We start from the raw sequence: 23,523 nt of genomic DNA, 5'->3' as shown, positions 1-23,523 counted from the left end.
CTCTTCGGCGACACCCACGCCCACGGCACCGAAGGCGTGCACTTCTTCACCCGCGGCAAGGTCGTCACCACCCGCTGGCTCGACCCCAGCCACGGCGGACTCAACCTCGGCTTCCCCCAGAACAACTGAGCCGGAAAGGACCTACGGTCATGACGACGACAGTCTCCCCGGAACTTTTTCCTACCGGTCAGTCTCTCGACGTAGCCCGTGTCGAAGGGGAGCGCGCGTATGCCCTCGACCGGGCGCACGTGTTCCACTCGTGGTCCGCGCAGGAGCAGATCACCCCGATGACGATCCTTGCGTCCGAGGGTTCGTATGTGTGGGACGGTGCCGGGAACCGCATGCTCGACTTCTCGTCCCAGCTCGTCAACACGAACATCGGGCACCAGCACCCCAAAGTCGTTGCCGCCATCCAGGACCAGGCCGCGAAGCTGTGCACCATCGCACCGCAGTACGTGAACGACGCCCGCTCCGAGGCCGCGCGACTTATCGCCGAGCGGACCCCGGGTGACCTGAACAAGGTGTTCTTCACCAACGGCGGCGCCGACGCCAACGAGCATGCGGTGCGCATGGCTCGGCTGCACACCGGCCGCTACAAGGTGCTGTCGCGGTACCGCTCGTACCACGGCGGCACGGACACCGCGATCAACCTCACCGGCGATCCGCGCCGGTGGCCCAACGACTACGGCAACAGCGGAGTCGTCCACTTCCACGGACCGTTCCTGTACCGGTCGCAGTTCCACTCGGAGAACGAGCAGCAGGAAACCGAGCGCGCGCTCGAGCACCTCGACCAGCTGATCCGCCTCGAGGGGCCGGACTCGATTGCAGCGATCGTGCTCGAATCGGTTCCCGGGACCGCGGGGATCATGGTGCCCCCGCCCGGTTACATGGCCGGTGTCCGCGAAATCTGCGACCGCTACGGCATCGTGTTCATCGCCGACGAGGTGATGTCCGGTTTCGGCCGGACCGGAAAGTGGTTCGCGATCGACCATTTCGGTGTCGTTCCCGACCTGATCACGTTCGCGAAGGGGGTCAACTCCGGGTACGTCCCGCTCGGTGGTGTCGCGATCAGCGAGAAGATCGCGGCGACGTTCGCCAACCGGCCGTACCCCGGCGGGCTTACCTATTCGGGACATCCGCTCGCCACTGCAGCCGCAGTCGCGACGATCAACGCGATGGAGGACGAGGGGATCGTCGAGAACGCGGCCCGGATCGGCAGCGAGATCCTCGGTCCCGGACTGCGTGGCCTGACCGACCGGCACCCGTCGATCGGTGAAGTCCGCGGACTCGGCGTGTTCTGGGCGATCGAACTCGTCGCCGACCGTGCCACGAAGGAACCGCTCGCTCCGTACGGCACCTCAAGTCCGGCGATGAACGAGGTGATCGCGGCGTGCAAGGCAGGAGGATTGCTGCCGTTTGCCAACTTCAATCGCATTCACGCCGTGCCTCCGTGCACCGTCACCGAGGCCGAGGCCCGCGAAGGACTCGCGATCCTCGACACGGTTCTCGACATCGCGGACGCGCACCGCAACTCCTGACACACCCCGTCTGCCGGCACACGCGTGTCCCGACACTCGATCCGTCCCGCGGTCAATCGCGCCCGCGGGGCGGATCTTTCTCGTTTTCCACGACAACACGGCGCCCGGATCTCAACGGAGAGAATCTATGAGCTCGACCACGTCCACGCTCGCACTGTCCCTGCCGGAAGGCTATGTCGAAGAACAGGATCGGCTGTCGGCTCCATCGTCGGGGGAGCCCGGAGATGCGCCCGTGAGTACTTATTAACGTCGGGCGGTTAATAAGTACTCACGGGCGCGAAGCGCACGACGACGCCGGGGCGGAGCAGGGCGGGGGGAGTGCGTTCGGCATCCCAGATCGGTTCGTCGGTGGTGCCGATGAGTTGCCACCCGCCGGGCGAGCTGCGGGGATAGATTCCCGTGAACTCCCCGCCCAGAGCCACGGTCCCGGCGGGGACGGACGTCCGAGGCGTCGACCGGCGCGGCACGTGCAGTTCGGGTGCGCCGCCGGTGAGGTAACCGAAACCCGGTGCGAAGCCGCAGAACGCCACCGTCCACGGAGTTCCGGTGTGTGCAGCGACGACGCCGTCGACACCGAGACCGGTCAGCTCGGCCACGTCCTCCAAGTCGGGACCGTCGTAGCGCACGTCTATCCGGATCTCGTCGGGCGCATCCTCGGCGACCGTCGCCTCCGATTCCGTGGTCCGCACCCACTTGGCGACGCGGTCACGGCTGGTCGCGCCGTGGTCGAACCGCACCAGGATGGTGCGCGCCGCCGGAATCACCTCCACGACCCCGGGTGGCCGAGAGCCGTCCAGCGCACGAAAATGCGCGAGCACGGTGCCGAGATCCTCGAACTCGGCGAGGACCGCGCTTTCTCCGACGTCGAGGATGCGCATCACACGAACGGCTCCACCGTGATGCCCTCGGTGTCGAGCAACGACCGGATGGCGGTGGCCATCTCGACGGCTGCGGGCGTATCGCCGTGGACGCAGACGGATTCGGCGGTGACCGCGAGGACCGTGCCGTCGACCGCTTCGAGGGTGTGATCGACGACGAGCCTGAGGACCCGTTCGGCCACCACTGCGGGATCGTGCAGGACGGCCCCGTCCGTCGTGCGCGGCACCAGTGTCCCCTCGGGTGTGTACGCGCGGTCGGCGAACGCCTCGGTGACCGTCCGCAGTCCGGCCTTCTCGGCCTCCTCGAGGAACGCCGAACCGGGCAGGCCGAGGACGGGCAGCGACTCGTCGTACGCGCTGACCGCCGCGACCACCGCGCGGGCCTGCTCGCGGTGGTGGACGATCGCGTTGTACAGCGCGCCGTGCGGTTTCACGTACGCCACCGCCGAGCCGGAAACCTGGGCGAGACCGTCGAGGGCGCCGATCTGATAGACGACGTCGGCCGTCAGGTCGCGTGGGGCGATGTCGATGAACCGGCGTCCGAACCCGGCGAGGTCGTGGTAGCCCACCTGGGCGCCGATCCGGACCGTCAGCTCGGACGCCGCCGAACAGGTGGCCGACAGGGTGGCGGGATCGCCCGCATGAAAACCGCAGGCCACGTTGGCGCTGGTCACGAGCTTCAGCATCGCCAGGTCGTCGCCGAGGGTCCAGGCGCCGTAGCTCTCGCCGAGGTCGCTGTTCAGATCGATTGCCGGCACATATTCGATACTAGGGTTCCGAGTGCCGTCTTGTAGATTCTCTCGCGGGGGCGGGCGGAACCGGTGAGGGTCCTGCTGCGTCAGAACAATTGACCGTGCGTGGTGACTGCGCCATCGGAGGGGGAAACGTGACCGACCCGGCATACATCAAGGATCCCGAGAACTTTCACTCGGACCAGTGGGATCACGCGAGGATTGCCAGCGCCGTCGCCGGCATGAATGTCGAGCACGTCAGCGGCATCGCACGAGCCTGGACCGAACTGGGGACGACGGCCCACGATGCGATCGTCGAGTTCAGCGACGCGATCAAGAAGGCGATCAACGAGAGTTGGCACGGTGCTGCCGCATCGGCGGCCTACGGAGAGACCGAGCGGTACTCGACCTCCGCGCCGCAGGCGCAGGAACAACTTCACGGAGTGGCGGACGCGCTGACGCCGCTGGCGGAGACGGTGGCGTCGCTTCGGTCGCAGGTTCCCGAAACCATCGGCACCGGACTGTGGGACAAGTTGACGCCCTGGGACACGGACACCGAGGACGAGTACTACCGGCGCGACGGCGAAGCGCGCGAGAAGATGGCCACGATCTACAACCCCGGACTCGCGACCTCGGACGGCAACGTCCCGTCGTTCACGAAGCCGGAGAGCATCGTCGACGTTCCTTCGGGTCCGGGCGGGCCCGGTGTCGACTACGCGAGCGGCACCCCGAGTTCGAGCGATCGCTTCGGCGGACTGAACACCGGGCAGCCGAATACCGGCGTCGTTCCCGTCAGCGACCCGTCCGCCGAGCCTGGTGTGGACGGCGCACCCGCTGCGGACGGCACGCAGGAGAATGCAGCAACCGCGCCGTCGGCTGCCACTACACCGGCGACGACGGCCCCGGCCTCGGTGACGGGGGATCAGGCACAGAGCCGGTCGGGCGTGCCTTCCAGCGCCGATACATCCTCGGGTGCCGGCTCGCGATCCGCAGGTGTGGGTGGGGGTTCCGGTGGCGGCGGACTGGGAGTCGGCGGACTCGGCGGTGGTGTCGGCGCCGGGAATCAGCAGGGGGCCGTGGCCCGGCCCGGCACCGCACCGGGGTCGCGGGGGGCAACGCCGGAGGTCGCGCGGGTGCCGGAATGCGGGGTACCGGCCCGATGGGTGGGGGAATGATGGGCGGCGGAGGAGCCGGCAGGGGTGGCGGCGAGGACAAGGAACACAAGACGCCCGACTACCTGATCACCCTCGACAACGGTAACGAGTTGATCGGCAAACTGCCCCTCGTCTCACCGCCGGTGATCGGCGCATGAACATGCGCAATTGGCGGCTGCGTCCCGAACTGTTCGACGCACTGTGGGCCGGCACCGGGCAGGATCGCACCCCGTACCCGCTCCGGATCGTGAGCGCGCACCCCGGGCTCAATGCATATGTCGCCGAGCAGAACCGGATACGCGAAGCCTTCGCTGGAGCCGAGCACGACGATGTGAGGTCGGCGTTGGACGTGCTCGCCGAACCCGAGGTGTATGTCGAGGTCTCAGGTGCAACCGCCGACGAGACCCCGATCCGCATCATCGGTGCGCAACACCGGCAATGGGTGGTGATCGCTTCGCAACTCCCCGGCCGGGCACCGCAGATCGGTGGCGACGTGGTGATCGGCGCCGGTGCGGCCGGGCGACTGGGCGCCCAACTGATCGGGCTGATTCCACAGAACGCCGCCGGCCGGCGCCGGTTCCAGCGGCGGGACGCGGAGGACGCCCACTTCTCCCAGGGAATCCTGCAGGAGGTCAACCGGGTGGCCCCCGCCCCGCGACTCGAATCTGCCGTGCAGAAGGGATACGCGGGCCGCGGGAAGATCCGGGCCTTCCGCGGCCCCCGCTACGGCAGCGGCAGGGACGTCGGCGTCATGCAATGGATCGACATCGCCGGCGACGGACGCTACGTGATCGGACCGCACGATCCCGCCTCCGCGCACCCGGCAGGCCCCGAACAGCTCGTATCGTCGCTCGACACCCTGATCAGGGTCGGTACCACTCCCCGAGCAGGGTCGGTTGGTGCCCGCGGTTGGTAGATTGCCACGCGCCGGGCGATTGCACAGGTGGGGACACAGCAGGACACACGGAGGGGACACCGACATGGCGGGGCCAGAAGCACCGGAAGCCGGATGGAAGGCTTTCACCGAGAACGTCGTCGGGGGAGGCAGGCTCGAACTCGACCCCGCAGGCATAGAGCAGTGCATCAAGCTGTGCGATGACCACGCGCGGCGCATGGGGGAACTCGCAAACCGGGCGCGCCACGAACTGCGCGCAACGGACTTGGGTATCGGTGAGAAAGACATCGAGTCCGCGCGGGAGTTGGCGCGCAAATTCGACGAGAAAGCAATCGGGGGAGGTGGCATCGGCATAGCGAACACTGCGGTCGGATTGCTCACCGCGCATCAGTCGTACGTGAAGGATATGAAATCGATGTTCGAAGCAGTTCTCGCCAGCTATACCGCGCAGGATGATGCCATCGCTGCAAGCCTCGGAACCGCAGGATCTGAGCTGTGAATACTCGCGTCCGGCGCTTCGCATTGCCGTTCGTAATTGCCATGGGCGTATTGGTCGCTGGTGGCTGTGCGGAGCCGGTCGGCGGACAGGCGGACGAGACGCCAGTTCCTGAGATCACATTCCATCCGTGCGACGGATTCTCCTCGGAAGCCCTCGCGGCTGTCCGCCTGGATGCCCGGCCACCCGACCGCATGCCGGATCGCGACAATCCCCAGAACTTCGGCTGCGGATTTCAGTCGCAAGATTCGTATTCAGGGATCGTCGTTTCGGCAATCGGTGAAGCGCCCGACAGCGTGAGGAGCGACGACCGCTTCGACGTCCTGAGTGAGACCGAGATCGGCGGGCGGCGTGCTCTGGTGTCGGATTTCCGCGGCGGTAGTGCGTGCACGGTGTCGGTGGCGATCGAGCCGGGGATTCTCGAGTTCATGATCGGGTACAGCGAGTTGGAGGATTTCACAACAGTCGACGCGGCGTGCGATCAGGCGACGAGGGTGGCGACGACGTTGGCGCCTTATTTCCCCGACCACTTGTAGGGCGGCTCAGTGCGTGTGTGCGTGGGTGGGGGTGATGCGTCCGGCGTTCTTGCGCCGTGAGGATCCGCTGAGCCGGCACACGAGGTAGATGACGAACGAGATCGTGGTGACGAAGCTCGATACGGGCACTCCGGGTGCGAGGGACAGCAGGATGCCGCCGACGGCGGCGAGTTCGGCGAACACGATCGACAGGATCGTGGCCTTCAGTGGGCTGGCGGTGACGTAGGCGGCGGCCGCAGCGGGGGTGATGAGCAGCGCCATCACCAGCAGCGCCCCGACGATCTGGACGCCGAGGGCGGCTGTGATGCCGACGAGGACGGCGAACACGATCGACAGTGCACGCACCGGGACGCCGCGGGCCTCGGCGACGTCGGGGTCGGTGCTCGCGAAGAGGAGGGGGCGGTAGATCAGGCCGAGGACCCCGATGACCAGCACGGCGCAGAGCAGCAGCAGCTGGAGGCCGCTGTCTCCGGGTGCCACGATCTGGCCGATCAGCAGGGAGAAGCTGGTGCCGGTGCGCCCTTGGTACGACCAGATGAACAGCACCGACAGACCGAGCCCGAATGCCATGATCACGCCGATCACGGAGTCGCGGTCGCGGGCCTTCGCGCCGAGCAGCCCGAACAGGACCGCTGCGACCACCGACCCGGCGATGGCGCCGGCCCCGACGCTGACGCCGATGAGCAGGGCCGCCGACGCGCCGGTCAGCGACAGCTCGCTCGTGCCGTGCACGGCGAACGACATCTGCCTGCTCACGATCAGCGGGCCGATGGCTCCTGCCAGCAGGCCGAGGATGGCGCCGGCGATCAATGCCTGCTGGACGAAGTCGTACTGCAGGAGGTCGACGGTGGCCGAGACGTCGAACATGTGCGACATCGCGTCGGTGAACTTGTTGCTCATGCGTGTCCCTCGCCCGTGTGGTGCACACCCTCACCGGGGCGGAGGCCGCCCGCGCTGCCGAGCGCGTCGATGGCGTCGCCGGTGCCGATGACGACGAGGCGGCCGCGTACGTGCAGCACCTCGACGTCGGTGCGGTACAGCTCGGACAGCACCTCCGACGTCATGACCTCTTCGGGTTTGCCGATGCGGAACTGTCCGTCGACGAGGTAGAGCACGCGGTCGACGAGGGGGAGGATCGGGTTGATCTCGTGGGTGACGAACAGCACCGCGGTGTCGTGGGTGCGGCGCCGCCGGTCGATGAGTCCCGACACGAGATTCTGGTTGGCCAGGTCGAGGCTGAGCAGCGGTTCGTCGCACAGCAGGATCTGGGGGTTGCCGACGAGGGCCTGCGCGATACGCAGTCGTTGCTGCTCACCGCCGGACATGGAACCGATCGGGGCGTCCGCGTAGTTCTGGGCGCCGACTTCGGCGACGGCCGCGTCGACGATGGCCCGGCGCCGGCCTCGCCGGAGGATGCCGGTTCCCCACTGGTGGCCGTCGACGCCGAGCCCGACGAGGTCGCGGCCCCGCAGCGGCAGCCCGTCGTCGAGTGACTTCTGCTGGGGGATGTACCCGACGTGCGAATTGCCCTTCCGCGCCGGGGATCCGGCGATGCGCGCGGTGCCGGAGCTGAGGGCGAGCTGGCCGAGCAGCACCTTCAGCAGCGACGTCTTGCCCGACCCGTTGGGTCCGAGGACGGCGACGAATTCGCCGGGTTCCACGGTGAGGTCGAGGTTCTGCCAGAGTGTGCGTTCGCCGAAGGACAGTCGCGCCCCCGTCAATTCCAGTGCGGGGACGTGACCGTTGCCGGCGTTCTTCGAAGTGGGTTCTGTCACAAGCCGATCAGTTCTATTGCAGAGCCGCAGCAAGCGACTCGGCGGTGTTGGTCTGCCACTGAATGTAGTCCAGGCCTTCGGGCAGGGTTTCGGTCACCTCGACGACGGGGATGCCCGCCGACTCGGCCGTGGCCCGCACGTCCTGGGTGACCCGGTCCTGCGTCTGCACGTTGTAGACGAGGGCCTGCACCTGCTTGTCGGTGAGCAGCTGTCGCGTCGCGGCGATGGCGGCGGGTGCGGGGTCGTTGCCGTTCTCGATGGCGCTCGTGAAGTCGGGCGGGGTGACGTCCTTCAGGCCCGCGGACTGCAGCAGGTAGTAGGCGATCGGTTCGGTCTGGGCGACAGGTGCGTCTTTGTGCGCTGCCGCGATGCCGTCGGTGATCGCGGAGATCTGCTCGAGCTGGCCGTGGAAGGTGGCGGCGTTGGCCTGGTAGGCGTCGGCGTTGTCGGGGTCGAGTTGGCCGAGCTTGTCCGCGATGGACTGCGCGGTGGCGTCGACGGTGTCGACGTCGAACCACACGTGTTCGTTCACGTCGCCGTGGTCGTGGCCCTCGGGCGAGTCACCGCCGTCCGAGTGCTCGTCCTCGCCCGCGTGCGCGCCGCCCTCGAGGAGGTCGAACGCGTTGACCGTGAGCTGGTCGCTGTTGCCGGTGCCGATGATGTCGTCGACGAAGTGGTCGTACCCGCCGCCGTTGTACACGATAAGGGAGGCGTCGGTGAGCTCGGCGGCGTCGGTGGGGCTCGCCTCGAACGAGTGCGGGTCGGACGACGGTTCGGTGATGATCGAGGTGACGTCCACCTTGTCGCCGGCGACGGCCTGCGCGACGCTGCCCCACACGTTCGTCGACGCGACGACCGTCAGTGTGCCGTCGCCGGTCGTGTCGGAGCCGCATGCGGTGAGGGTGAGGGCCGCGGCGAACGACAGCCCGACGGCCGCCGTGGCGGCACGAAAACCTGAGGAAGCGCGCACAGAAAACTCCTGACCGAAGACGAACGCTAAACGCTATTGGAAACCGTTACCGTTGCACTTTAGCGGATAGGTCCTGGTAGTGCACTTTCGGTGCAGCCCCGACGCGCCCGAACGCGGGCCAGGTACTAACGTCCCCCTATGCCCAGGTCTCGACAGCCTCGTCGCCAAGCCACGCTGGCGTCGCTCGCGGCCGAGCTCAATATTTCGCGAACGACCGTGTCCAACGCTTACAACCGGCCGGATCAACTCTCCGCGGAACTGCGCGACCGGGTGCTGCAGGCGGCGAAGCGCCGCGGCTACCCCGGCCCCGACCCGGTGGCCCGATCCCTGCGCACCCGCAAGGCTGGTGCCGTCGGACTGCTGCTCACCGAGGCCCTCAGCTACTCCTTCCGCGACCCCGCCGCGATGAGCTTTCTGTCCGGACTGGCCGAGTCGTGCGAGGCCGCCGGGCAGGGTCTGCTTCTGATTCCGGCGGGCCCGGGTCGGGAGGAGGCGGACGCCGCCGCGGTCGTGCAGCAGGCGGGCGTCGACGGGTTCGTCGTGTACTCGGTGGCGGACGACGACCCGTACCTCGCGGCGGTGTGCGAGCGTCACCTGCCGATGGTCGTGTGCGATCAGCCCCGGGAGATCCCGGGTGCGTCGCTCGTCGGCATCGACGACCGCGGCGCGATGCGGGGCCTCGCCGACTATCTGATCGGGCTCGGCCACCGCGACATCGGCGTGCTGAGCATGAGGCTGGGGCGTGACCGCTCGGACGGGGTCGCCGATGCCGAGCGTTTGCGGTCACCGAACTTCCACGTCCAGCGCGAACGCATCGAGGGAGTGCGCGACGCCATGTCCGACGCCGGCCTGGACCCTCGGACGCTGACCGTCGTCGAGCGGTTCGAGCACACCGGCAAGTCGGGGCACGCCGCTGCCGCGCAGGCACTCGGCGTGAATCCGCGGATCACCGCACTCGTGTGCACCACCGACGTCCTCGCGCTCGGCGCGCTGGACTGGGCGCGCTGGCAGGGCATCGACGTGCCCGGCAGGCTGTCGATCACCGGATTCGACGGAGTCGACGACGCACTGCGCGAGGGGCTGACCACCGTCCGGCAACCCCAGGAGGAGAAGGGTCGCCGGGCAGGCGCCCTGCTCATGTCCCCGTCGCACTCCGGCGTCGCGACCGTCGAGATGCTCGAGACCGAACTGCTGCGGGGTTCGACGGCCGGGCCCGTCAAGCGCTGACCCGGCCCTCCCATACGCGCTAGGCCAGGAGCTGAGCGCAGCGCAGCAGTCCCAGGTGGCTGTACGCCTGGGGGTGGTTGCCCAGCGACCGCTCGGCCACGGGGTCGTACTCCTCGCTGAGCAGTCCGGTCGGCCCGGCGGCGTCGACCAGTTGCGCGAACAACGCCTCCGCCTGCGACCGCTGACCGATCAGCAGGTACGCCTCGACCAGCCACGCAGCGCAGAGGTGGAACCCACCCTCGGTGCCGGGCAGTCCGTCGTCGTGGTGGTACCGGTACACGGTCGAACCGCTGCGCAATTCCGCCTCGGTGGCCGTGACGGTGGCGGCGAACTTCTCGTCGGACGGGTCGATCAGCCCCGACAGCCCGATGTACAGGGTGGCGGCGTCGAGGTCGGTGCCGTCGTAGGCGGCGGTGAACGAGCGGACCTCGTCCTTCCAGCCCTTCTCGCGCACCTCCTCGGCGATCTTGTCGCGCAACGGCGTCCAGCCGGGCTCGACGTCGCGGCCGAAGTGCTCGGCCAACGCCACCGCGCGGTCGACGGTGACCCAGCCCATCACCTTGGAGTACACGTGGTGACGCGGGTTGTCGCGGATCTCCCAGATGCCGTGATCGGGTTCGAACCAGCGACGTTCGACGGCCTCGACCATCGCGCAGACCAGTTCCCAGTCGCGGTCGTTGAGCGCCACCTCGACGCCCTGCTTCTCGCGGGCGTGGGACAGGTCGTGGATGAGCTCGACGATGGGTCCGAACACGTCGAGTTGCACCTGCTGGTTGGCCGCGTTACCGATGCGCACCGGCCGCGAGCCAGCATAGCCGGGCAGCGAGTCGATGACGGCCTCGGGCGGCAGACCGCCACCGTGCAGCGTGTAGAGGGGGTGCAGGCGTTCGGGGCCGGGCAGCGTCTCGAGGACGTCGTGCACCCAGTCGAGGTAGCCCTCGGCCTCGCTGAGGGAACCGAGACTGACGAGCGCGGACGCGGTGAGCGCCGCGTCACGCAGCCAGCAGTAGCGGTAGTCCCAGTTGCGGACGCCGCCGATTTCCTCGGGCAGCGAGGTGGTGGCGGCTGCCATGATCGCTCCGGAGTCGACGTGCACCAGGCCGCGGAGGGTGAGCGCGGAGCGCTTCATCAGGTCGGGTTTGAGCGTGGGCAGGGTGAGGCTCTTCGCCCAGTCCGACCAATACGATTCGGCCAGTGCGCGGCGCTCCTCCTCGGGCGTCTCCGACGGTCCGAGTTCTTCGGTGCCGCACCGCAATTCCAGGACGACATCGCCGCCGGACGGGTCGACGACAGCATGCGCGGTCTGCTGGTTGCCGTCGGACGTGACGTTCCACTGCACGCCGGGGGAGCGCAGCACGATCGGCTCGTTGGTGCCGTGCACCCGCAGTCCCTCGGAGACCGCCTCGAGGATGACCTGGCCCTGCCCGAACTCGGGCCGCGGTGCGAACGTCACGACGGCGGCGGCCTGCCCGCTGATCACCCGGGTCAGGTCGGTGCGGCCCTGGCGGACGTCGTGCGGCAGGTAGTCGGTGACGGACAGGCTGGCCCACCGTGTCTGCACGGTCATGGTGCTGTCGATGTACCGCTGGCTCAGCGGCAGCGCACTCCGGTGCGGGCCGACGCTGAAGTGGCCGGCTTCCGGTCCGCCGAGCAGATGCGCGAACACGGACGCCGAGTCGGGTTCGGGATGACACAGCCAGGTGAGGGTCGCGTCGGGGGTGACGAGGGCGACGGTCCGCGGGCTGGCGAGCATGGTGAGGCGCTCGATCGGCGGGGCGTGTGCCCCGGACAGCCAGGTGCGGCGCTCGTCGAGCAGGAACGCGAGGGCCGTGGCCACGTCTTCGGTGGTCGACACCCGGAATTCGGCGAGGCTTTCGCCGGGGCCCACCTTCACGCCGAGGTCGGGGCCCTGGAGGCGGGCGAACGCCTTCTCGTCGGTGACGTCGTCGCCGACGAAGACGGCTGCCGTCGCACCGTCCTGGTGGCGGATCAGGTCGAGTGCGTGGCCCTTGTCGGTGGCGACGACGGCCAGTTCGATGACGGACTTGCCCTCGGTTACCTGCACGCCCACCCGCTGTCCGGCGTCGGCGCGCACCGCGGCCAGGGCCAGGGCGCCTTCCTCCGCATCGGCGTTGCGGACGTGGAGGGCGACGCTCGCCGGCTTCGCTTCCACCGACGTGCCGGCGTGCAGCGTGGCGATCCGGGTGAGTTCCTCGGTGATCTCACCGAGAAGTTTCTTGGCGTCGGCGTCGATCGCATGGATGAACCCGATGTCGAATTCCGAGCCGTGGCTGCCGACCAGTTGAACCTCGGCGGGCAGCCGTGACAGCGCGGCGAGGTCCTTGAGTGCTCGGCCCGAGATCACGGCCGCCGTCGTTCCGGCGAGGCTGGCCAGGGCGCGGAGAGCGCGCACCGATTCGGCGTGGGGGAACGCCTTCTCGGGGTCGGAGACGATGGGGGCCATCGTGCCGTCGTAATCGGAAGCGACGAGCAGGCGAGGGGTCCGCGCAACCCGCGAGAGGGCACGACGAAGTTCGATGGGCAGATCATGGGCGCTCACATGTTCAAATCTAGGGGATGTGACGGCTGTGAGCGCGTTGTCGGTCGGGGCTGTGCCCCGATCGCGTCCTATTCGGGTCTGCGGCTTCCGTCACCGAGCAGCAGTTCGACGGTGAGTTCGAGGCGATTCGCGACATCGGTCGCGGACGAGCGGCGGGTGAGCCAGGCCACCAGGTTCGACAGCCACACGTCGGAGATGACGCGGGCGACGGCCAACTGGTCTTCGGTGGGCTCGGTGTCCGTCATCGCGCGGGCGAACAGACGGTCCATCAGCTTGCCCACCTGATCGACCTCGGCGGCGGCGGACGCGTCGGCGAACATGAAGGCGCGCGTCATGGCCTCGGTCAGCAGTGGATCGCGCTGCATGGCCCGGGTGATCTGGCTGAGGATCAGCTGCATCCGCTCGAGCGGGTTCCGGCCCGGCGGGTTCTTTCCCCGCGAGTCGATCCGCTCGAACTCGCGGGCGAGCGCCGACACCAGCAGGTGCACCTTGGACGGGAAGTAGCGGTACAGCGTCCCCACGGCGACGTCGGCGCGTTCGGCGACGGCCCGCATCTGCACGGCTTCGTATCCGCCCTTGGAGGCCAGGGCCAGGGTCGCGTCGAGGATCCGCTTGCGCCGTTCCTTCTGCGCGTTGGAACTGAGATCGTCCTCGCCCAGCGTCGCCGCAGCGACCGTCGTGGACCGTGATCGAGAGCTGGTCGTCATTACCTGTTTTCCTTCGCGCCTTGACTCATGGCCAGGTGTCATATTAGAACACGTTCTAGACGAATGTGTCATTCAGGAGAGGCGGATACCCGTTGTGACAATCGCCACCACCAAGGAACAGAGGGCTGCAGCGGGTTCGATCCAGGCTTGGGCGCGGTCCACGGACCCGCTGGTCACAGTACGGCAAGGACCAGCAGATTCGTGGCGGACGTCGTGGCAGTCCTTCGCCTCGCTCGGAATTTTCTCGGTCGCCGTGCCCGACGCGGTCGGTGGGTCGGGAGCGGAGATCGTCGATCTCGCCGCGATGCTCGAACAGGCCGCGACCGAACTCGTCCCGGGTCCTGTTCTCTCGACCGCTCTCGCCGCGCTCGTCGTCGGCCGCAGCTCCGGCGCCGCCGCGAAACGGTGGTCCGAGGACCTGGCCGACGGCGCGATGCCGTGCGCGGTGGCCCTCGGCAGCAACTCCCCGGTGAACGCGACCCTCGGGGCCGACGGCGGGCTGACGCTCACCGGCGATGCGGGCTTCGCGATCGGCGGGGACACGGGGGTGTCCGTGCTGCTGCCTGCCGACGCGGGTGACGGCGTCGTGTGGTGTCTGGTCGACGGCGAATCCGACGGCCTGCACATCACGGTCGCCGACACGATCGACAAGAGCCGCCCGCTCGCGCGGGTGCGGTGCGATCGTGTGGCGGTCGCGGCCGACCGGGTGCTCGCGGGGGTGCCGGACGGGCTCGTGCCCGACCAGGCCGCGACCCTCGCCGCGGCGGAGGCGTCCGGGATCGCGGCCTGGTGTCTGCGAACGGCGGTGGAGTACGCCAAGATTCGCGAGCAGTTCGGCAAACCGATCGGATCGTTCCAGGCGATCAAGCATCTGTGCGCGGAGATGCTGTGCCGCGTCGAACAGTCCGGTGCGGCGGCGTGGGATGCGGCCGTGGCGGCGGAGGACGCGTGGGAGGCGGACGGCGGCGAGCTGCCGATCGCGGCCGCGGTCGCGGCGTCGATCACGCTCGACGCTGCCGTCGAGACCGCCAAGGACTGCATCCAGGTGCTCGGCGGGATCGGCTTCACCTGGGAACACGACGCGCACTTCTACTTGCGCCGCGCGACGTCGCTGCGGCAGCTGCTCGGCGGCTCCGCTCGCTGGCGGGCGCGGGTCACGGAACTGACGAGGGCAGGCGTTCGCAGACACCTGTCGATCGACCTGACGGGGCTCGACGACGAGCGGGCGCAGATTCGCGCCGAGATCGCCGAGCTGGTGGCGCGCCCGGAGTCGGAGCGGCGTGCGGCTCTCGCGGAATCGGGCTACCTGGCACCGCACTGGCCCGCGCCCTACGGGCGGGGTGCGCGGGCCGCGGAGCAGATCCTGATCGAGGAGGAACTGGCGGCCGCCGGGGTCGGCAGACCCGACCTCGTGATCGGCTGGTGGGCCGTTCCGACGATCCTCGAGCACGGCAGCGCCGAGCAGATCGAGCGTTTCGCGACCCCGACGCTGCGCGGCGAGATCATCTGGTGCCAGCTGTTCAGCGAACCCGGCGCCGGCTCCGACCTCGCGGCGCTCCGGACGTCCGCGGAGAAGGTGGACGGCGGGTGGCGGCTGAACGGTCAGAAGGTGTGGACGTCGAGGGCGCAGGAAGCGGACTGGGCGATCTGCCTGGCCCGCACCGACCGGGACGCGCCCAAGCACAAGGGCATCAGCTACTTCCTCGTCGACATGACGAGCCCCGGCATCACCATCTCGCCGCTGCGCGAGATCACCGGCGACGCCCTGTTCAACGAGGTGTATCTCGAGGACGTGTTCGTGCCGGACGAGCTGGTGGTCGGGAATCTCGGCGACGGCTGGAAACTGGCCCGCACCACGCTGGCGAACGAGCGGGTGGCGATGGGTGGAGGCTCCTCGCTCGGTGCGGCGATGGAGGAACTGCTCGCGCTCGCGGGGGACGGCGACCCGGTGACCGACGACCAGCTCGGGCATCTCATCGGCAACGCGCTCGTCGGCTCGCAGCTCGAACTGCGCACCACCCTCCGGCAGCTGGACGGTCAGGATCCCGGACCCGAATCGAGTGTCCGCAAGCTGGTCGGTGTCCGCCAGCGGCAGGCGGTCGCGGAATTCGCGATGGAACTCGGTGGCGCGGACGGCTGGGTGGAGGGTCCGCTGGCGCGAGAGTTCCTCAACACGCGCTGCCTGTCCATCGCGGGCGGAACGACGCAGATCCTCCTGACGGTCGCGGCCGAGCGGATTCTCGGGCTGCCGCGGGGCTGAGCCGCGTCGCGATGGTCTTTCGCGAGGTCCGGGATGGTGATACAACTAGAACACGTTCTAAATTGAAAGTGGGATTGTCAGCGTGGACTTCACTCGAGACGAAACCCAGGAGGCCGTGGCCCAGGTCGCGGCCGGACTGCTGGCCCGCGACCTCGACGGCGACGCCCTCTGGGCCGCGTTCGCCGACGCCGACCTGCTGACCCTCGCACTGCCGGAACGTCTCGGCGGCGAAGGGCTCTCGGTCACCGACGTCGGTGCGCTGCTCACCGAGGTCGGGCGGAAGGCGGCGCAGGTCCCGGCCCTCGCAACGCTCGGATTCGGTGTGCTGCCCATCGTCGCACTGGGCGACGACGCGCAACAGGACGCACTGCTCACCGGTCTCGCCGACGGCCGCACGTTCACCGCGGCGCTCGCCGAACCCGGGGCGCAGTTCCCGGCACGCCCCTCGGTGACCGCGGTCGCGGACGGGGACGGCTACGCCGTCACCGGGCATGTGCTCGCGGTTCCGTTCGCCGAGCGGGCGCACCGGATCCTCGTGCCCACGGACACCGGGGTGGTGCTGGTGGACCCGGGCGCGGACGGCGTCACGCTCACACCGACACCCTCGGCGTCGGGGAGCCCCGAATTCGCGATCGCACTCGACGGCGCGCGGGGCGAACTGCTCGCGGCCGGCGACGACGCGGTGCAGACGCTGTACCGCACTGCCCTGGCGTCGATCGGGGCGGTCGCGGACGGACTGCTGTCGGGCGCAACGGTTCTGGCAGGCGAGCACCTCGCGACGCGCCACCAGTTCGGTAAGCCGCTCGCCACGTTCCAGGCCGTGTCGCAGCAGATCGCCGACGTCTACGTCACGTCCCGCACCCTCCACGTGTCGGCGCTCGCGGCGTCGTGGCGCGTGTCCGAAGGCCTGGACGCTCAGGACGATCTGGACGTGATGGCGTACTGGATCGCCGCCGAAGTGCCTGCCGCCATGCAGGTTCTGCACCACTTGCACGGCGGGATCGGCGTCGACGTCACGTACCCGCTGCATCGCTACTACTCGACCGCCAAAGACCTGGCCCGCCTCGTGGGCGGCGCCTCGTACCGACTCGACCTCGTGGGGGCCCGGTGTTCATCGATCTGACCGACGAGCAGCGTGAGCTGCAAGCGGAACTGAGGCGCTACTTCTCCGGGCTGATCTCGCCGGCCGAGGCCGAGGTGATGCGCACGGAGCGCCACGGCAGCACCTACCGCGAGGTCATCCGCCGGATGGGCAAGGACGGCTGGCTCGGTGTGGGCTGGCCGGTGGAGTTCGGGGGCCGCGGTTTCGGCGAGATCGAGCAGCAGATCTTCGTCAACGAGGCGACCCGTGCCGACGTGCCGCTGCCCGCGGTCACGTTGCAGACGGTGGGTCCGACGCTGCAGAAGTACGGGACCGAGGAGCAGAAGCGCAAATTCCTGCCTGCGATCCTGGCCGGCGAGGTGCACTTCGCGATCGGCTACACCGAACCGGACGCGGGCACCGACCTCGCGGCGCTGCGGACCACGGCCGCGCGCGTGGGTGACGAGTACATCGTCAACGGGCAGAAGATCTTCACCACCGGCGGTCACGACGCCGACTACCTGTGGCTCGCCGTCCGCACGGGCTCGGCGGATTCGCGTCACCGCGGCATCTCCATCCTGATCATGGACACCAAGGACCCGGGCTACAGCTGGACGCCGATCATCACGTGCGACGGTGCGCATCACGTCAACGCCACCTACTACTCCGACGTCCGGGTTCCCGCGGACATGCTGGTCGGTGAGGAGAATCAGGGCTGGCGACTGATCACCACCCAGCTCAACCACGAACGCGTCATGCTCGGACCGGCAGGCCGGGTGGGAGGTCTCTACGACCGCATCCGCAACTGGGCGGTCGCGCACGAACTGCTCGACGAGCCGGACGTACGTCGCGCGCTCGGCGAAATCCACGCGACGTTCCGCCTCAACGAACTACTCAACTGGCAGGTGGCGTCGAGTGAGGCGGACGCCGTCGACATCGCCGACGCGTCCGCGACGAAAGTGTTCGCCACCGAACGTATTCAGCGCATCGGCCGGCTCGTCGAAGAGATCGTCGGACGCTACGGCGACCCGTCCGAGCCGGAGACCGCCGACCTCATGAGGTGGCTCGACATGCAGGTGAAGCGCAACCTCGTCATCACGTTCGGTGGCGGTGTCAACGAGGTGATGCGCGAGCTGATCGCGACAGCCGGTCTGAAACTTCCCCGAGTCCCGCGATAGGAGCGCCGCGCGAAATGAGTTCCGAACAGATTCTCGCTGCCGCAGAAGAGGTCCGGTCGGCGGGCCCGAGCGCTCCCCGCCCCGGGCGGGACCCGATCAACCTGCCGATGATCCGCAACTGGGTGGAGGCGATCGGCGACAGGAATCCGATCTACGTCGACGAGGCGGCGGCGCGGGCAGCGGGACACGACGCCATCGTGGCCCCGCCCGCGATGGCGCAGGTGTGGACGATGCAGGGGCTGAACGCGGTTCGGCAACCCGACGACCCGCTCGGGCGCATGACGACGATCCTCGACGAGGCCGGGTTCACGTCCGTCGTCGCCACCAACTGCGATCAGATCTACCACCGCTACCTGAAGGTCGGCGAGGAGGTCACCATCACCACGACCCTCGAGGAACTCGTGGGTCCGAAGAAGACGGGCCTCGGTGAGGGGTGGTTCTTCACCACCCGCAGCCTGTGGCGGGTCGCGAACGGCGACGGCACCGGCGAGGTCGTGGCCGAGATGCTGTTCCGCATCCTGAAGTTCGCCCCGAAACCCGCTGAACCGATGGCACCTTCGGCGAACGGTCGGGGCGCGTCCTTCGACGACCTGGACCCCGCCAAGTTGATGCGGCCCAGCGCCTCGCAGGACACCCAGTTCTTCTGGGACGGGGTTGCCGCGCACGAGTTGCGGATCCAGCAGCGGGAGGACGGATCGCTGCAGCACCCGCCGGTGCCCGCGCTGTGGAAGGACAAGGCGGAGACGACGGACTACGTCGTCGCGTCGGGCCGCGGGACGGTGTTCAGTTACGTGGTCCACCACGCGCCAAAGGTCCCGGGACGCTCGCTGCCGTTCGTGGTGGCGCTGGTCGAACTGGAGGAAGGCGTCCGCATGCTCGGTGAGCTGCGCGGTGTCGACCCCGCCGAGGTGACGGTCGGGATGCCGGTGGAGGCGATCTACCTCGACTTCCCGGGCGACGACGAGACGGGCGGCACGCCGTGGACCCTGTACGCGTGGCAGCGCGGAGCGAAGGAGCAGTCATGACGTCCACACTCGATGTCGCGGTGGGAACGACGCTTCCGGAATTGACCGTGACTGGCGACCCGACGTTCGTCGTTTCGGCCGCGCTCGCGACGCGCGATTTCCAGGACGTCCACCACGACCGCGACCTGGCGCAGCAACGCGGGTCGAAGGACATCTTCGTCAACATCCTCACCGACACGGGTCTGGTGCAGCGGTTCGTCACCGACTGGGCGGGACCGAACGCGGTGATCAAGTCGATCGCGTTGCGCCTCGGGGTTCCGTGGTACGCCTACGACACCCTCACCCTGAGCGGCACGGTGGCGGCGGTGGACGACGGCGTCGTCACGCTGGACGTCGTCGGGAAGAACGGTCTCGGCGACCACATCACGTCGAAGGTGACCCTCGTCCTGGACGGACGCACGAACGGAGCGGGTGCATGAGCGGGTTGTCGGGCAAGGCTGTCATCGCCGGGATCGGCGCCACCGACTTCTCGAAGAACTCGGGCCGGAGCGAATTGCGGCTGGCGGCAGAGGCGGTCACCGCGGCGCTGGACGACGCCGGACTGACCCCCGCGGACGTGGACGGCCTGACGTCCTTCACGATGGACACCAACACCGAAGCGGCCGTGGCCCGTTCGGTCGGCATTCCGGACCTGAAGTTCTTCAGCCGCATCCACTACGGCGGGGGCGCGGCGTGCGCCACCGTGCAGCAGGCGGCGATGGCCGTGGCCACCGGTGTCGCCGACGTGGTGGTGGCGTACCGGGCGTTCAACGAGCGGTCGGGGATGCGGTTCGGGCAGGTGAACTCCGGTCTGGTGCAGCAGGTGAACTCGTCGGGCACCGACAACGCGTTCTCCTACCCGCACGGCCTGTCGACGCCGGCGGCGTTCGTCGCGATGGTCGCCCAGCGGTATATGCACGAATACCGCGCTACGAGCGAGGATTTCGGACGGGTCGCGGTCACCGACCGCAAGCACGCCGCCACCAATCCGAACGCCTTCTTCTACGGCAAGCCGATCACCCTCGAGGACCACCAGAACTCCCGGTTCATCGCCGAGCCTCTGCACCTGCTCGACTGCTGCCAGGAGTCCGACGGCGGCATCGCGATCGTCGTCACGTCACCGGAGCGGGCGAAGGATCTGAAGCAGAAACCGGCCGTGATCGCCGCGGCAGCTCAGGGGAGCGGCAGCGACCAGTACATCATGACCAGCTACTACCGCCCGGAGCTCGCGGGTCTGCCCGAGATGGAGTTGGTCGGGAGGCAGCTGTGGGATCAGGCCGGACTCGGACCGCAGGACATGGATCTGGCCGTCCTCTACGACCACTTCACACCATACGTATTGATGCAGCTCGAAGAACTCGGCTTCTGCGGCCGCGGTGAGGCCAAGGACTTCATCGCCGACGGTGCCATCGACCTCGACGGCAGTCTGCCGCTCAACACCCACGGAGGCCAGCTCGGCGAGGCCTACATCCACGGGATGAACGGCATCGCCGAGGGTGTGCGTCAGATCCGCGGCACGTCCGTGAACCAGGTCTCCGGCGTGCAGAACGTCCTCGTCACCGCCGGGACCGGTGTGCCTACGTCAGGGTTGGTGCTGACGGCCTGAGTCCGGCCCGAGTCTGTCTGCGCGCAATGTGTTTCGCGACATACCCGGCATCCCTGCCCACCCCGCCGGTGAGCATCGAGGCGAACGCCTGCAGGAACGGCAGCCCCACGAAATACAGTCCGGGATGGTCCGGCGACACTCCGCGGGACTGTTCGGGCCACCCGTCCGATCCGGTGACGGGGATCTGGATCCACGACGTGTCCTTGCGGAACCCGGTGCACCAGATGACGTTGCGGACGTCGAGTGCGGTGCCGTCGTCGAGGACCGGTCTGCCGTCGTGGACGCCGGTGACCTTCGCGGGGAAGTGCTCCACACGGGCGGCGGCCAGGTCGGCTCGCTTGACCCGCAGGAGTGGTCCGCCCCCCGAGCGGACGTGGGTGCGCATCTTCCGGCCGACGGATGTGCGTTCCGTCAGAACGTGATTGGCCATGAACCACATGATCGGGATCGCGATGTGGGCGAGGCGTCCCTCGAGGTCGAACGGCACCTCCCCGCGGACCGGCCCGCAGATCGTGGTGCGATGCGAACGGGAGACTTCCAGCGCGATGTCCGCGCCGGAGTGGCTGCACCCGACCACCAGCACCGGCCCGTCCTGCAGTTGGGACGGATTGCGGTAGTCGCTCGAATGCAGTTGCCGGATCCGGGGATCGAGACGCTCCGCCAGATCCGGAAGGACCGGGGACTGCCACGTTCCGGAGGCGACGACGACATTGTCGGCCTCGAATCGGTCCGTCCCCGCCGTGACGACGTAACGGTCGCCGACACGGGACAGGCCGTCGACGGTGGTGCCGGTCCGGATCGGCAGCGCGAATCGCTCCGCGTAGGCCTCGAAGTAGTCGGCCACCTCGTCCTTACCAGGCCAGGACCAACCCCGGGCGGGAATTCCCCAGCCGGGCAGACCGTCGTACCGGGCGGGACTGTAGAGCCGGAGCGAGTCGAACCGCTCCCGCCACACGTCCCCGACGCGGTCGTGAGCGTCGAGGATCACGAACCGCTGCCCGCATCTTGTGAGGTGGTAACCGGTGGCGAGGCCGGCCTGTCCGGCACCGATCACGATCGTGTCGAAGCGTTCTGTGGACATCGTGTGCCTTCTTCCCTCGGGTGATCGGTGGTCATGCTCAACGCTATGACCGGGCCGATCTCGGCGCGTCGGGAGAATGGCGCAGATACGTATGACCGTATGGGTACTTTCATGCAGACGGCTCGACGAGGTGATGCTCGTACGCATAGGCGGTGGCCGCGGACCTCGACGAGATGCCCAGCTTGACGAAGATGTTGCTCAGGTGCCGTGCGACCGTCTTCTCACTGAGGAACAGTTCCGTCGCCACCGCGCGGTTGCTCTTGCCCGCGGCCACGAGGCGGAGCACACACACTTCACGCGGGGTCAGCGGCGTGGCGGCCGCCGGGTCGGGGCGGAACTCTGCCCGGAGGCGTTCGAGGTCCGGGAGGGCACCCAGTTGCCGGTAGGTGGCGGACGCGAGGTCGTGCTCCATCTGCGCGGTGTCGTCGTCACCCAGGTCGCGGCACACCAGCGCGACCGACTCCCGGACCCGCGCGCACTCGTAGGGCGCGCCGATGTCCTGCCAGCGCCGCCACGCGTCGCGCAGAACGGTCAGTGCGTCGCTGCCCCGTCCTTCGGCGTGCAGCATCGATCCCGACGCCTGCGCGGACAGTGCGCACAGGTAGGGGATCGCGAACCGTGTTGCGATCGAGTCGAGTTCGTCGGCGGCGGTGCGAGCCGCCGAGACGTCGCCGGCGGCGAGCAGGATGTCCACGCAGGCGGGCAGCAGCCTGGCGCGTTCCACGGCGCCGGTGGACTCGTCCACCGCACAGCGGATCGAGGCGACCGCGCTGCCGAACCGCCCCTGCGCCATCCGCAGCAGCGCGAGCCCGGGCTGCGGTCGCCTGCCCCAGCGGTTCGCCTCCAGGAACAACTTCTCGGCCTGGGCGACCTCGCCGCGCAAGCGGTGGAGGTCGGCCATCACGTAGGCGGCGGACCCGGCCGCGGCGTGCGAGGCGAGCCGCTCGTGTGCCCGCCGCGCCGAGTCCATCGCCGTGGGCCAATCGCCCTGCAGTTGCAGGATCTCGGCGCGGTGGACGAGGCACTGACCGCGGTACGGGACGAGGTCGGGTTGCGAAGAGCACCACTCCTCCAGCGCCACAGTCCATTCCCTGGACCGGCGGAGATCGCAGATGTTCTGGCACTGCTCGATCACGGCGCAGTACACGATCCCCGCCACCACCGGGGACACCTCGTCGGACGTCACCCCGACCATCGCCTCGTCGAACGCGGACACCGCGTCGGCAACGTCCCCCAGCAGGACGAGCGAATGGCCGGTGCCCAGCACCCCGAGCGTCGTCAGATCCGGGTCGGCGAACCGGGTGCCCGCCTCCGTGATCGCACGGAAGATGTCGTGGGCGGCCTTGCCGTCGCCGGCGTCGATCCGTTGCAGTCCCTGCGGCACCAGCAGGTAGCCCCGCTCGGCGCAATCGACGCCCGCGGTGTCCAGCAGTCGCTGGGCCTTGCCCAGCCAGCCGCCGCCGCGCGCCTGCTCGCCCCGCATGATCAGGACGAACGAGAGCCAGAACGCGCACCGCGCGGAGCGCACCGGTCGACCCACGCGGGCCCACTCGTGCACCGCCCGTTCCCACCATTCGGTGCTGGCGTCGTCCTCACCGAGCAGGTAGGCGGCGGTGGCGACCAGTTCGAGGTCGTCACCGGACAGTGGTGTCTGCCGGTCGGCGCCCGACAGTCGTGCGTAGGTGTCGCGCCAGTCTCGTCGCTCGAAGGCCGCACGGCCCGTCCGGAGTTCCGACGTCGCGTCGGACATCACTGTCTCCTGCCGAAGATCTGCGCGCTGACCTGCTCGGATTTTCAGACTACCGCCGCACCGGGCCCGCCGGGAACGTCGAATATTCCTCGCAAC

General features: G+C 68.7%; 23 protein-coding genes. 14 read left to right on the top strand and 9 right to left on the bottom strand.

Going from position 1 to position 23,523, the window contains the following annotated elements; all coding sequences use genetic code 11:
• Together HGB39_RS38585 and HGB39_RS12375 are read left to right on the top strand one after the other, a co-directional pair.
• On the top strand, positions 1-129 hold a 129-nt coding region (locus HGB39_RS38585; RefSeq protein ID WP_168442928.1), incomplete at its 5' end, for a methylmalonate-semialdehyde dehydrogenase.
• A gap of 20 nt (positions 130-149) precedes the next feature.
• The gene (locus HGB39_RS12375) at positions 150-1,538 is read left to right on the top strand and encodes an aspartate aminotransferase family protein (protein WP_005574152.1); all 1,389 of its coding nucleotides are present in this window, start codon (positions 150-152) and stop codon (positions 1,536-1,538) included.
• A 257-nt stretch (positions 1,539-1,795) separates the two neighbouring features.
• Here the strand turns inward: HGB39_RS12375 and HGB39_RS12370 are convergent, their stop codons facing one another.
• Entirely contained in the window at positions 1,796-2,416 is a 621-nt protein-coding gene (locus HGB39_RS12370; RefSeq protein WP_005574153.1) for a 5-oxoprolinase subunit B family protein, read from the bottom strand.
• Positions 2,416-3,174, bottom strand: a complete 759-nt coding sequence (locus tag HGB39_RS12365) for a LamB/YcsF family protein (protein WP_005574154.1) — start codon at positions 3,172-3,174, stop codon at positions 2,416-2,418. Before HGB39_RS12365 ends, HGB39_RS12370 begins: the two co-directional genes overlap by 1 nt.
• A gap of 128 nt (positions 3,175-3,302) precedes the next feature.
• Here HGB39_RS12365 and HGB39_RS12360 point away from each other — a divergent pair, with 128 nt between their 5' ends.
• From HGB39_RS12360 to HGB39_RS12345, 5 genes are all read left to right on the top strand, one after another.
• Positions 3,303-4,322, top strand: coding sequence for a hypothetical protein (locus HGB39_RS12360; protein WP_376744843.1), 1,020 nt, complete (start codon positions 3,303-3,305; stop codon positions 4,320-4,322).
• Positions 4,319-4,459 (top strand): hypothetical protein, encoded by a 141-nt coding sequence (locus tag HGB39_RS40200; RefSeq protein WP_005566098.1) that lies wholly within the window; start codon positions 4,319-4,321, stop codon positions 4,457-4,459. Before HGB39_RS12360 ends, HGB39_RS40200 begins: the two co-directional genes overlap by 4 nt.
• Positions 4,456-5,217 carry an ESX secretion-associated protein EspG gene (locus HGB39_RS12355; RefSeq protein WP_005566097.1) on the top strand — a complete coding sequence of 254 codons (762 nt, stop codon included), beginning with the start codon at positions 4,456-4,458 and terminating at the stop codon, positions 5,215-5,217. The genes HGB39_RS40200 and HGB39_RS12355 overlap by 4 nt, the downstream gene beginning before the upstream one ends.
• A gap of 64 nt (positions 5,218-5,281) precedes the next feature.
• Complete coding sequence (locus HGB39_RS12350; RefSeq protein ID WP_005566096.1) at positions 5,282-5,695, top strand: hypothetical protein; 414 nt, start codon at positions 5,282-5,284, stop codon at positions 5,693-5,695.
• Positions 5,692-6,228 carry a DUF3558 domain-containing protein gene (locus HGB39_RS12345; RefSeq protein ID WP_005566095.1) on the top strand — a complete coding sequence of 179 codons (537 nt, stop codon included), beginning with the start codon at positions 5,692-5,694 and terminating at the stop codon, positions 6,226-6,228. The genes HGB39_RS12350 and HGB39_RS12345 overlap by 4 nt, the downstream gene beginning before the upstream one ends.
• A gap of 6 nt (positions 6,229-6,234) precedes the next feature.
• Here the strand turns inward: HGB39_RS12345 and HGB39_RS12340 are convergent, their stop codons facing one another.
• From HGB39_RS12340 to HGB39_RS12330, 3 genes are read right to left on the bottom strand one after another with little or no spacing between them, the layout of a single operon-like run.
• Complete coding sequence (locus tag HGB39_RS12340; protein ID WP_005566094.1) at positions 6,235-7,128, bottom strand: metal ABC transporter permease; 894 nt, start codon at positions 7,126-7,128, stop codon at positions 6,235-6,237.
• Complete coding sequence (locus HGB39_RS12335; RefSeq protein ID WP_005566093.1) at positions 7,125-8,003, bottom strand: metal ABC transporter ATP-binding protein; 879 nt, start codon at positions 8,001-8,003, stop codon at positions 7,125-7,127. Before HGB39_RS12335 ends, HGB39_RS12340 begins: the two co-directional genes overlap by 4 nt.
• Positions 8,004-8,016: 13 nt before the next feature.
• Positions 8,017-8,973 carry a metal ABC transporter solute-binding protein, Zn/Mn family gene (locus tag HGB39_RS12330; protein ID WP_005566092.1) on the bottom strand — a complete coding sequence of 319 codons (957 nt, stop codon included), beginning with the start codon at positions 8,971-8,973 and terminating at the stop codon, positions 8,017-8,019.
• 138 nt (positions 8,974-9,111) lie between these two features.
• Between HGB39_RS12330 and HGB39_RS12325 the strand changes: the two genes are divergently transcribed.
• Complete coding sequence (locus tag HGB39_RS12325) at positions 9,112-10,200, top strand: LacI family DNA-binding transcriptional regulator (protein WP_005265175.1); 1,089 nt, start codon at positions 9,112-9,114, stop codon at positions 10,198-10,200.
• Between the two features lie 19 nt (positions 10,201-10,219).
• Here HGB39_RS12325 and otsB read toward each other — a convergent pair whose 3' ends face one another.
• Entirely contained in the window at positions 10,220-12,760 is a 2,541-nt protein-coding gene (gene otsB, locus HGB39_RS12320; protein WP_005566091.1) for a trehalose-phosphatase, read from the bottom strand.
• 68 nt (positions 12,761-12,828) lie between these two features.
• Entirely contained in the window at positions 12,829-13,467 is a 639-nt protein-coding gene (gene kstR / locus HGB39_RS12315; protein WP_005566090.1) for a cholesterol catabolism transcriptional regulator KstR, read from the bottom strand.
• Positions 13,468-13,561: 94 nt separating this feature from the next.
• Between kstR and HGB39_RS12310 the strand changes: the two genes are divergently transcribed.
• The 6 genes from HGB39_RS12310 to HGB39_RS12285 all read left to right on the top strand — a co-directional run bounded on the left by HGB39_RS12310 (position 13,562) and on the right by HGB39_RS12285 (position 20,596).
• Positions 13,562-15,727, top strand: a complete 2,166-nt coding sequence (locus HGB39_RS12310) for an acyl-CoA dehydrogenase family protein (RefSeq protein WP_005566089.1) — start codon at positions 13,562-13,564, stop codon at positions 15,725-15,727.
• An 82-nt stretch (positions 15,728-15,809) separates the two neighbouring features.
• A complete protein-coding gene (locus tag HGB39_RS12305; protein ID WP_005566087.1) occupies positions 15,810-16,850 on the top strand; it encodes an acyl-CoA dehydrogenase family protein in 1,041 nt (346 codons plus the stop codon).
• Positions 16,835-17,986, top strand: coding sequence for an acyl-CoA dehydrogenase family protein (locus tag HGB39_RS12300; protein WP_005566085.1), 1,152 nt, complete (start codon positions 16,835-16,837; stop codon positions 17,984-17,986). The genes HGB39_RS12305 and HGB39_RS12300 overlap by 16 nt, the downstream gene beginning before the upstream one ends.
• 14 nt (positions 17,987-18,000) lie before the next feature.
• Positions 18,001-19,011, top strand: a complete 1,011-nt coding sequence (locus HGB39_RS12295; RefSeq protein WP_005566083.1) for a bifunctional MaoC family dehydratase N-terminal/OB-fold nucleic acid binding domain-containing protein — start codon at positions 18,001-18,003, stop codon at positions 19,009-19,011.
• Positions 19,008-19,430, top strand: coding sequence for a MaoC family dehydratase (locus tag HGB39_RS12290; protein ID WP_005566081.1), 423 nt, complete (start codon positions 19,008-19,010; stop codon positions 19,428-19,430). The genes HGB39_RS12295 and HGB39_RS12290 overlap by 4 nt, the downstream gene beginning before the upstream one ends.
• Positions 19,427-20,596, top strand: coding sequence for a lipid-transfer protein (locus tag HGB39_RS12285; RefSeq protein WP_005566079.1), 1,170 nt, complete (start codon positions 19,427-19,429; stop codon positions 20,594-20,596). The genes HGB39_RS12290 and HGB39_RS12285 overlap by 4 nt, the downstream gene beginning before the upstream one ends.
• On the opposite strand, the gene HGB39_RS12280 is transcribed toward HGB39_RS12285, so the two are convergent.
• The gene (locus HGB39_RS12280; protein WP_005566077.1) at positions 20,568-21,677 is read right to left on the bottom strand and encodes a flavin-containing monooxygenase; all 1,110 of its coding nucleotides are present in this window, start codon (positions 21,675-21,677) and stop codon (positions 20,568-20,570) included. The genes HGB39_RS12285 and HGB39_RS12280 overlap by 29 nt on opposite strands.
• A 109-nt stretch (positions 21,678-21,786) precedes the next feature.
• Positions 21,787-23,427, bottom strand: coding sequence for a helix-turn-helix transcriptional regulator (locus HGB39_RS12275; RefSeq protein WP_005566075.1), 1,641 nt, complete (start codon positions 23,425-23,427; stop codon positions 21,787-21,789).
• Between the last annotated feature and the right edge of the window lie 96 nt (positions 23,428-23,523).

Origin of the sequence: Rhodococcus opacus, from assembly GCF_012396235.1 — a bacterium.
Lineage (GTDB): Bacteria > Actinomycetota > Actinomycetes > Mycobacteriales > Mycobacteriaceae > Rhodococcus_F > Rhodococcus_F opacus.
The sequence above is the reverse complement of the archived record's forward strand: the minus strand, read 5'-3'. Positions and strand labels throughout refer to the sequence as shown.

Bases quoted from the DNA above. Each gene is read 5' to 3' on its own strand.
- HGB39_RS12325 (WP_005265175.1), top strand. From the start codon at position 9,112: ATGCCCAGGTCTCGACAGCCTCGTCGCCAAGCCACGCTGGCGTCGCTC.
- HGB39_RS12340 (WP_005566094.1), bottom strand. From the start codon at position 7,128: ATGAGCAACAAGTTCACCGACGCGATGTCGCACATGTTCGACGTCTCG.
- HGB39_RS40200 (WP_005566098.1), top strand. From the start codon at position 4,319: ATGATGGGCGGCGGAGGAGCCGGCAGGGGTGGCGGCGAGGACAAGGAA.
- HGB39_RS12285 (WP_005566079.1), top strand. From the start codon at position 19,427: ATGAGCGGGTTGTCGGGCAAGGCTGTCATCGCCGGGATCGGCGCCACC.
- HGB39_RS12295 (WP_005566083.1), top strand. From the start codon at position 18,001: ATGAGTTCCGAACAGATTCTCGCTGCCGCAGAAGAGGTCCGGTCGGCG.
- HGB39_RS12375 (WP_005574152.1), top strand. From the start codon at position 150: ATGACGACGACAGTCTCCCCGGAACTTTTTCCTACCGGTCAGTCTCTC.
- HGB39_RS12290 (WP_005566081.1), top strand. From the start codon at position 19,008: ATGACGTCCACACTCGATGTCGCGGTGGGAACGACGCTTCCGGAATTG.
- HGB39_RS12280 (WP_005566077.1), bottom strand. From the start codon at position 21,677: ATGTCCACAGAACGCTTCGACACGATCGTGATCGGTGCCGGACAGGCC.
- kstR (WP_005566090.1), bottom strand. From the start codon at position 13,467: ATGACGACCAGCTCTCGATCACGGTCCACGACGGTCGCTGCGGCGACG.
- HGB39_RS12275 (WP_005566075.1), bottom strand. From the start codon at position 23,427: ATGTCCGACGCGACGTCGGAACTCCGGACGGGCCGTGCGGCCTTCGAG.
- HGB39_RS12370 (WP_005574153.1), bottom strand. From the start codon at position 2,416: ATGCGCATCCTCGACGTCGGAGAAAGCGCGGTCCTCGCCGAGTTCGAG.
- HGB39_RS12350 (WP_005566096.1), top strand. From the start codon at position 5,282: ATGGCGGGGCCAGAAGCACCGGAAGCCGGATGGAAGGCTTTCACCGAG.
- HGB39_RS12355 (WP_005566097.1), top strand. From the start codon at position 4,456: ATGAACATGCGCAATTGGCGGCTGCGTCCCGAACTGTTCGACGCACTG.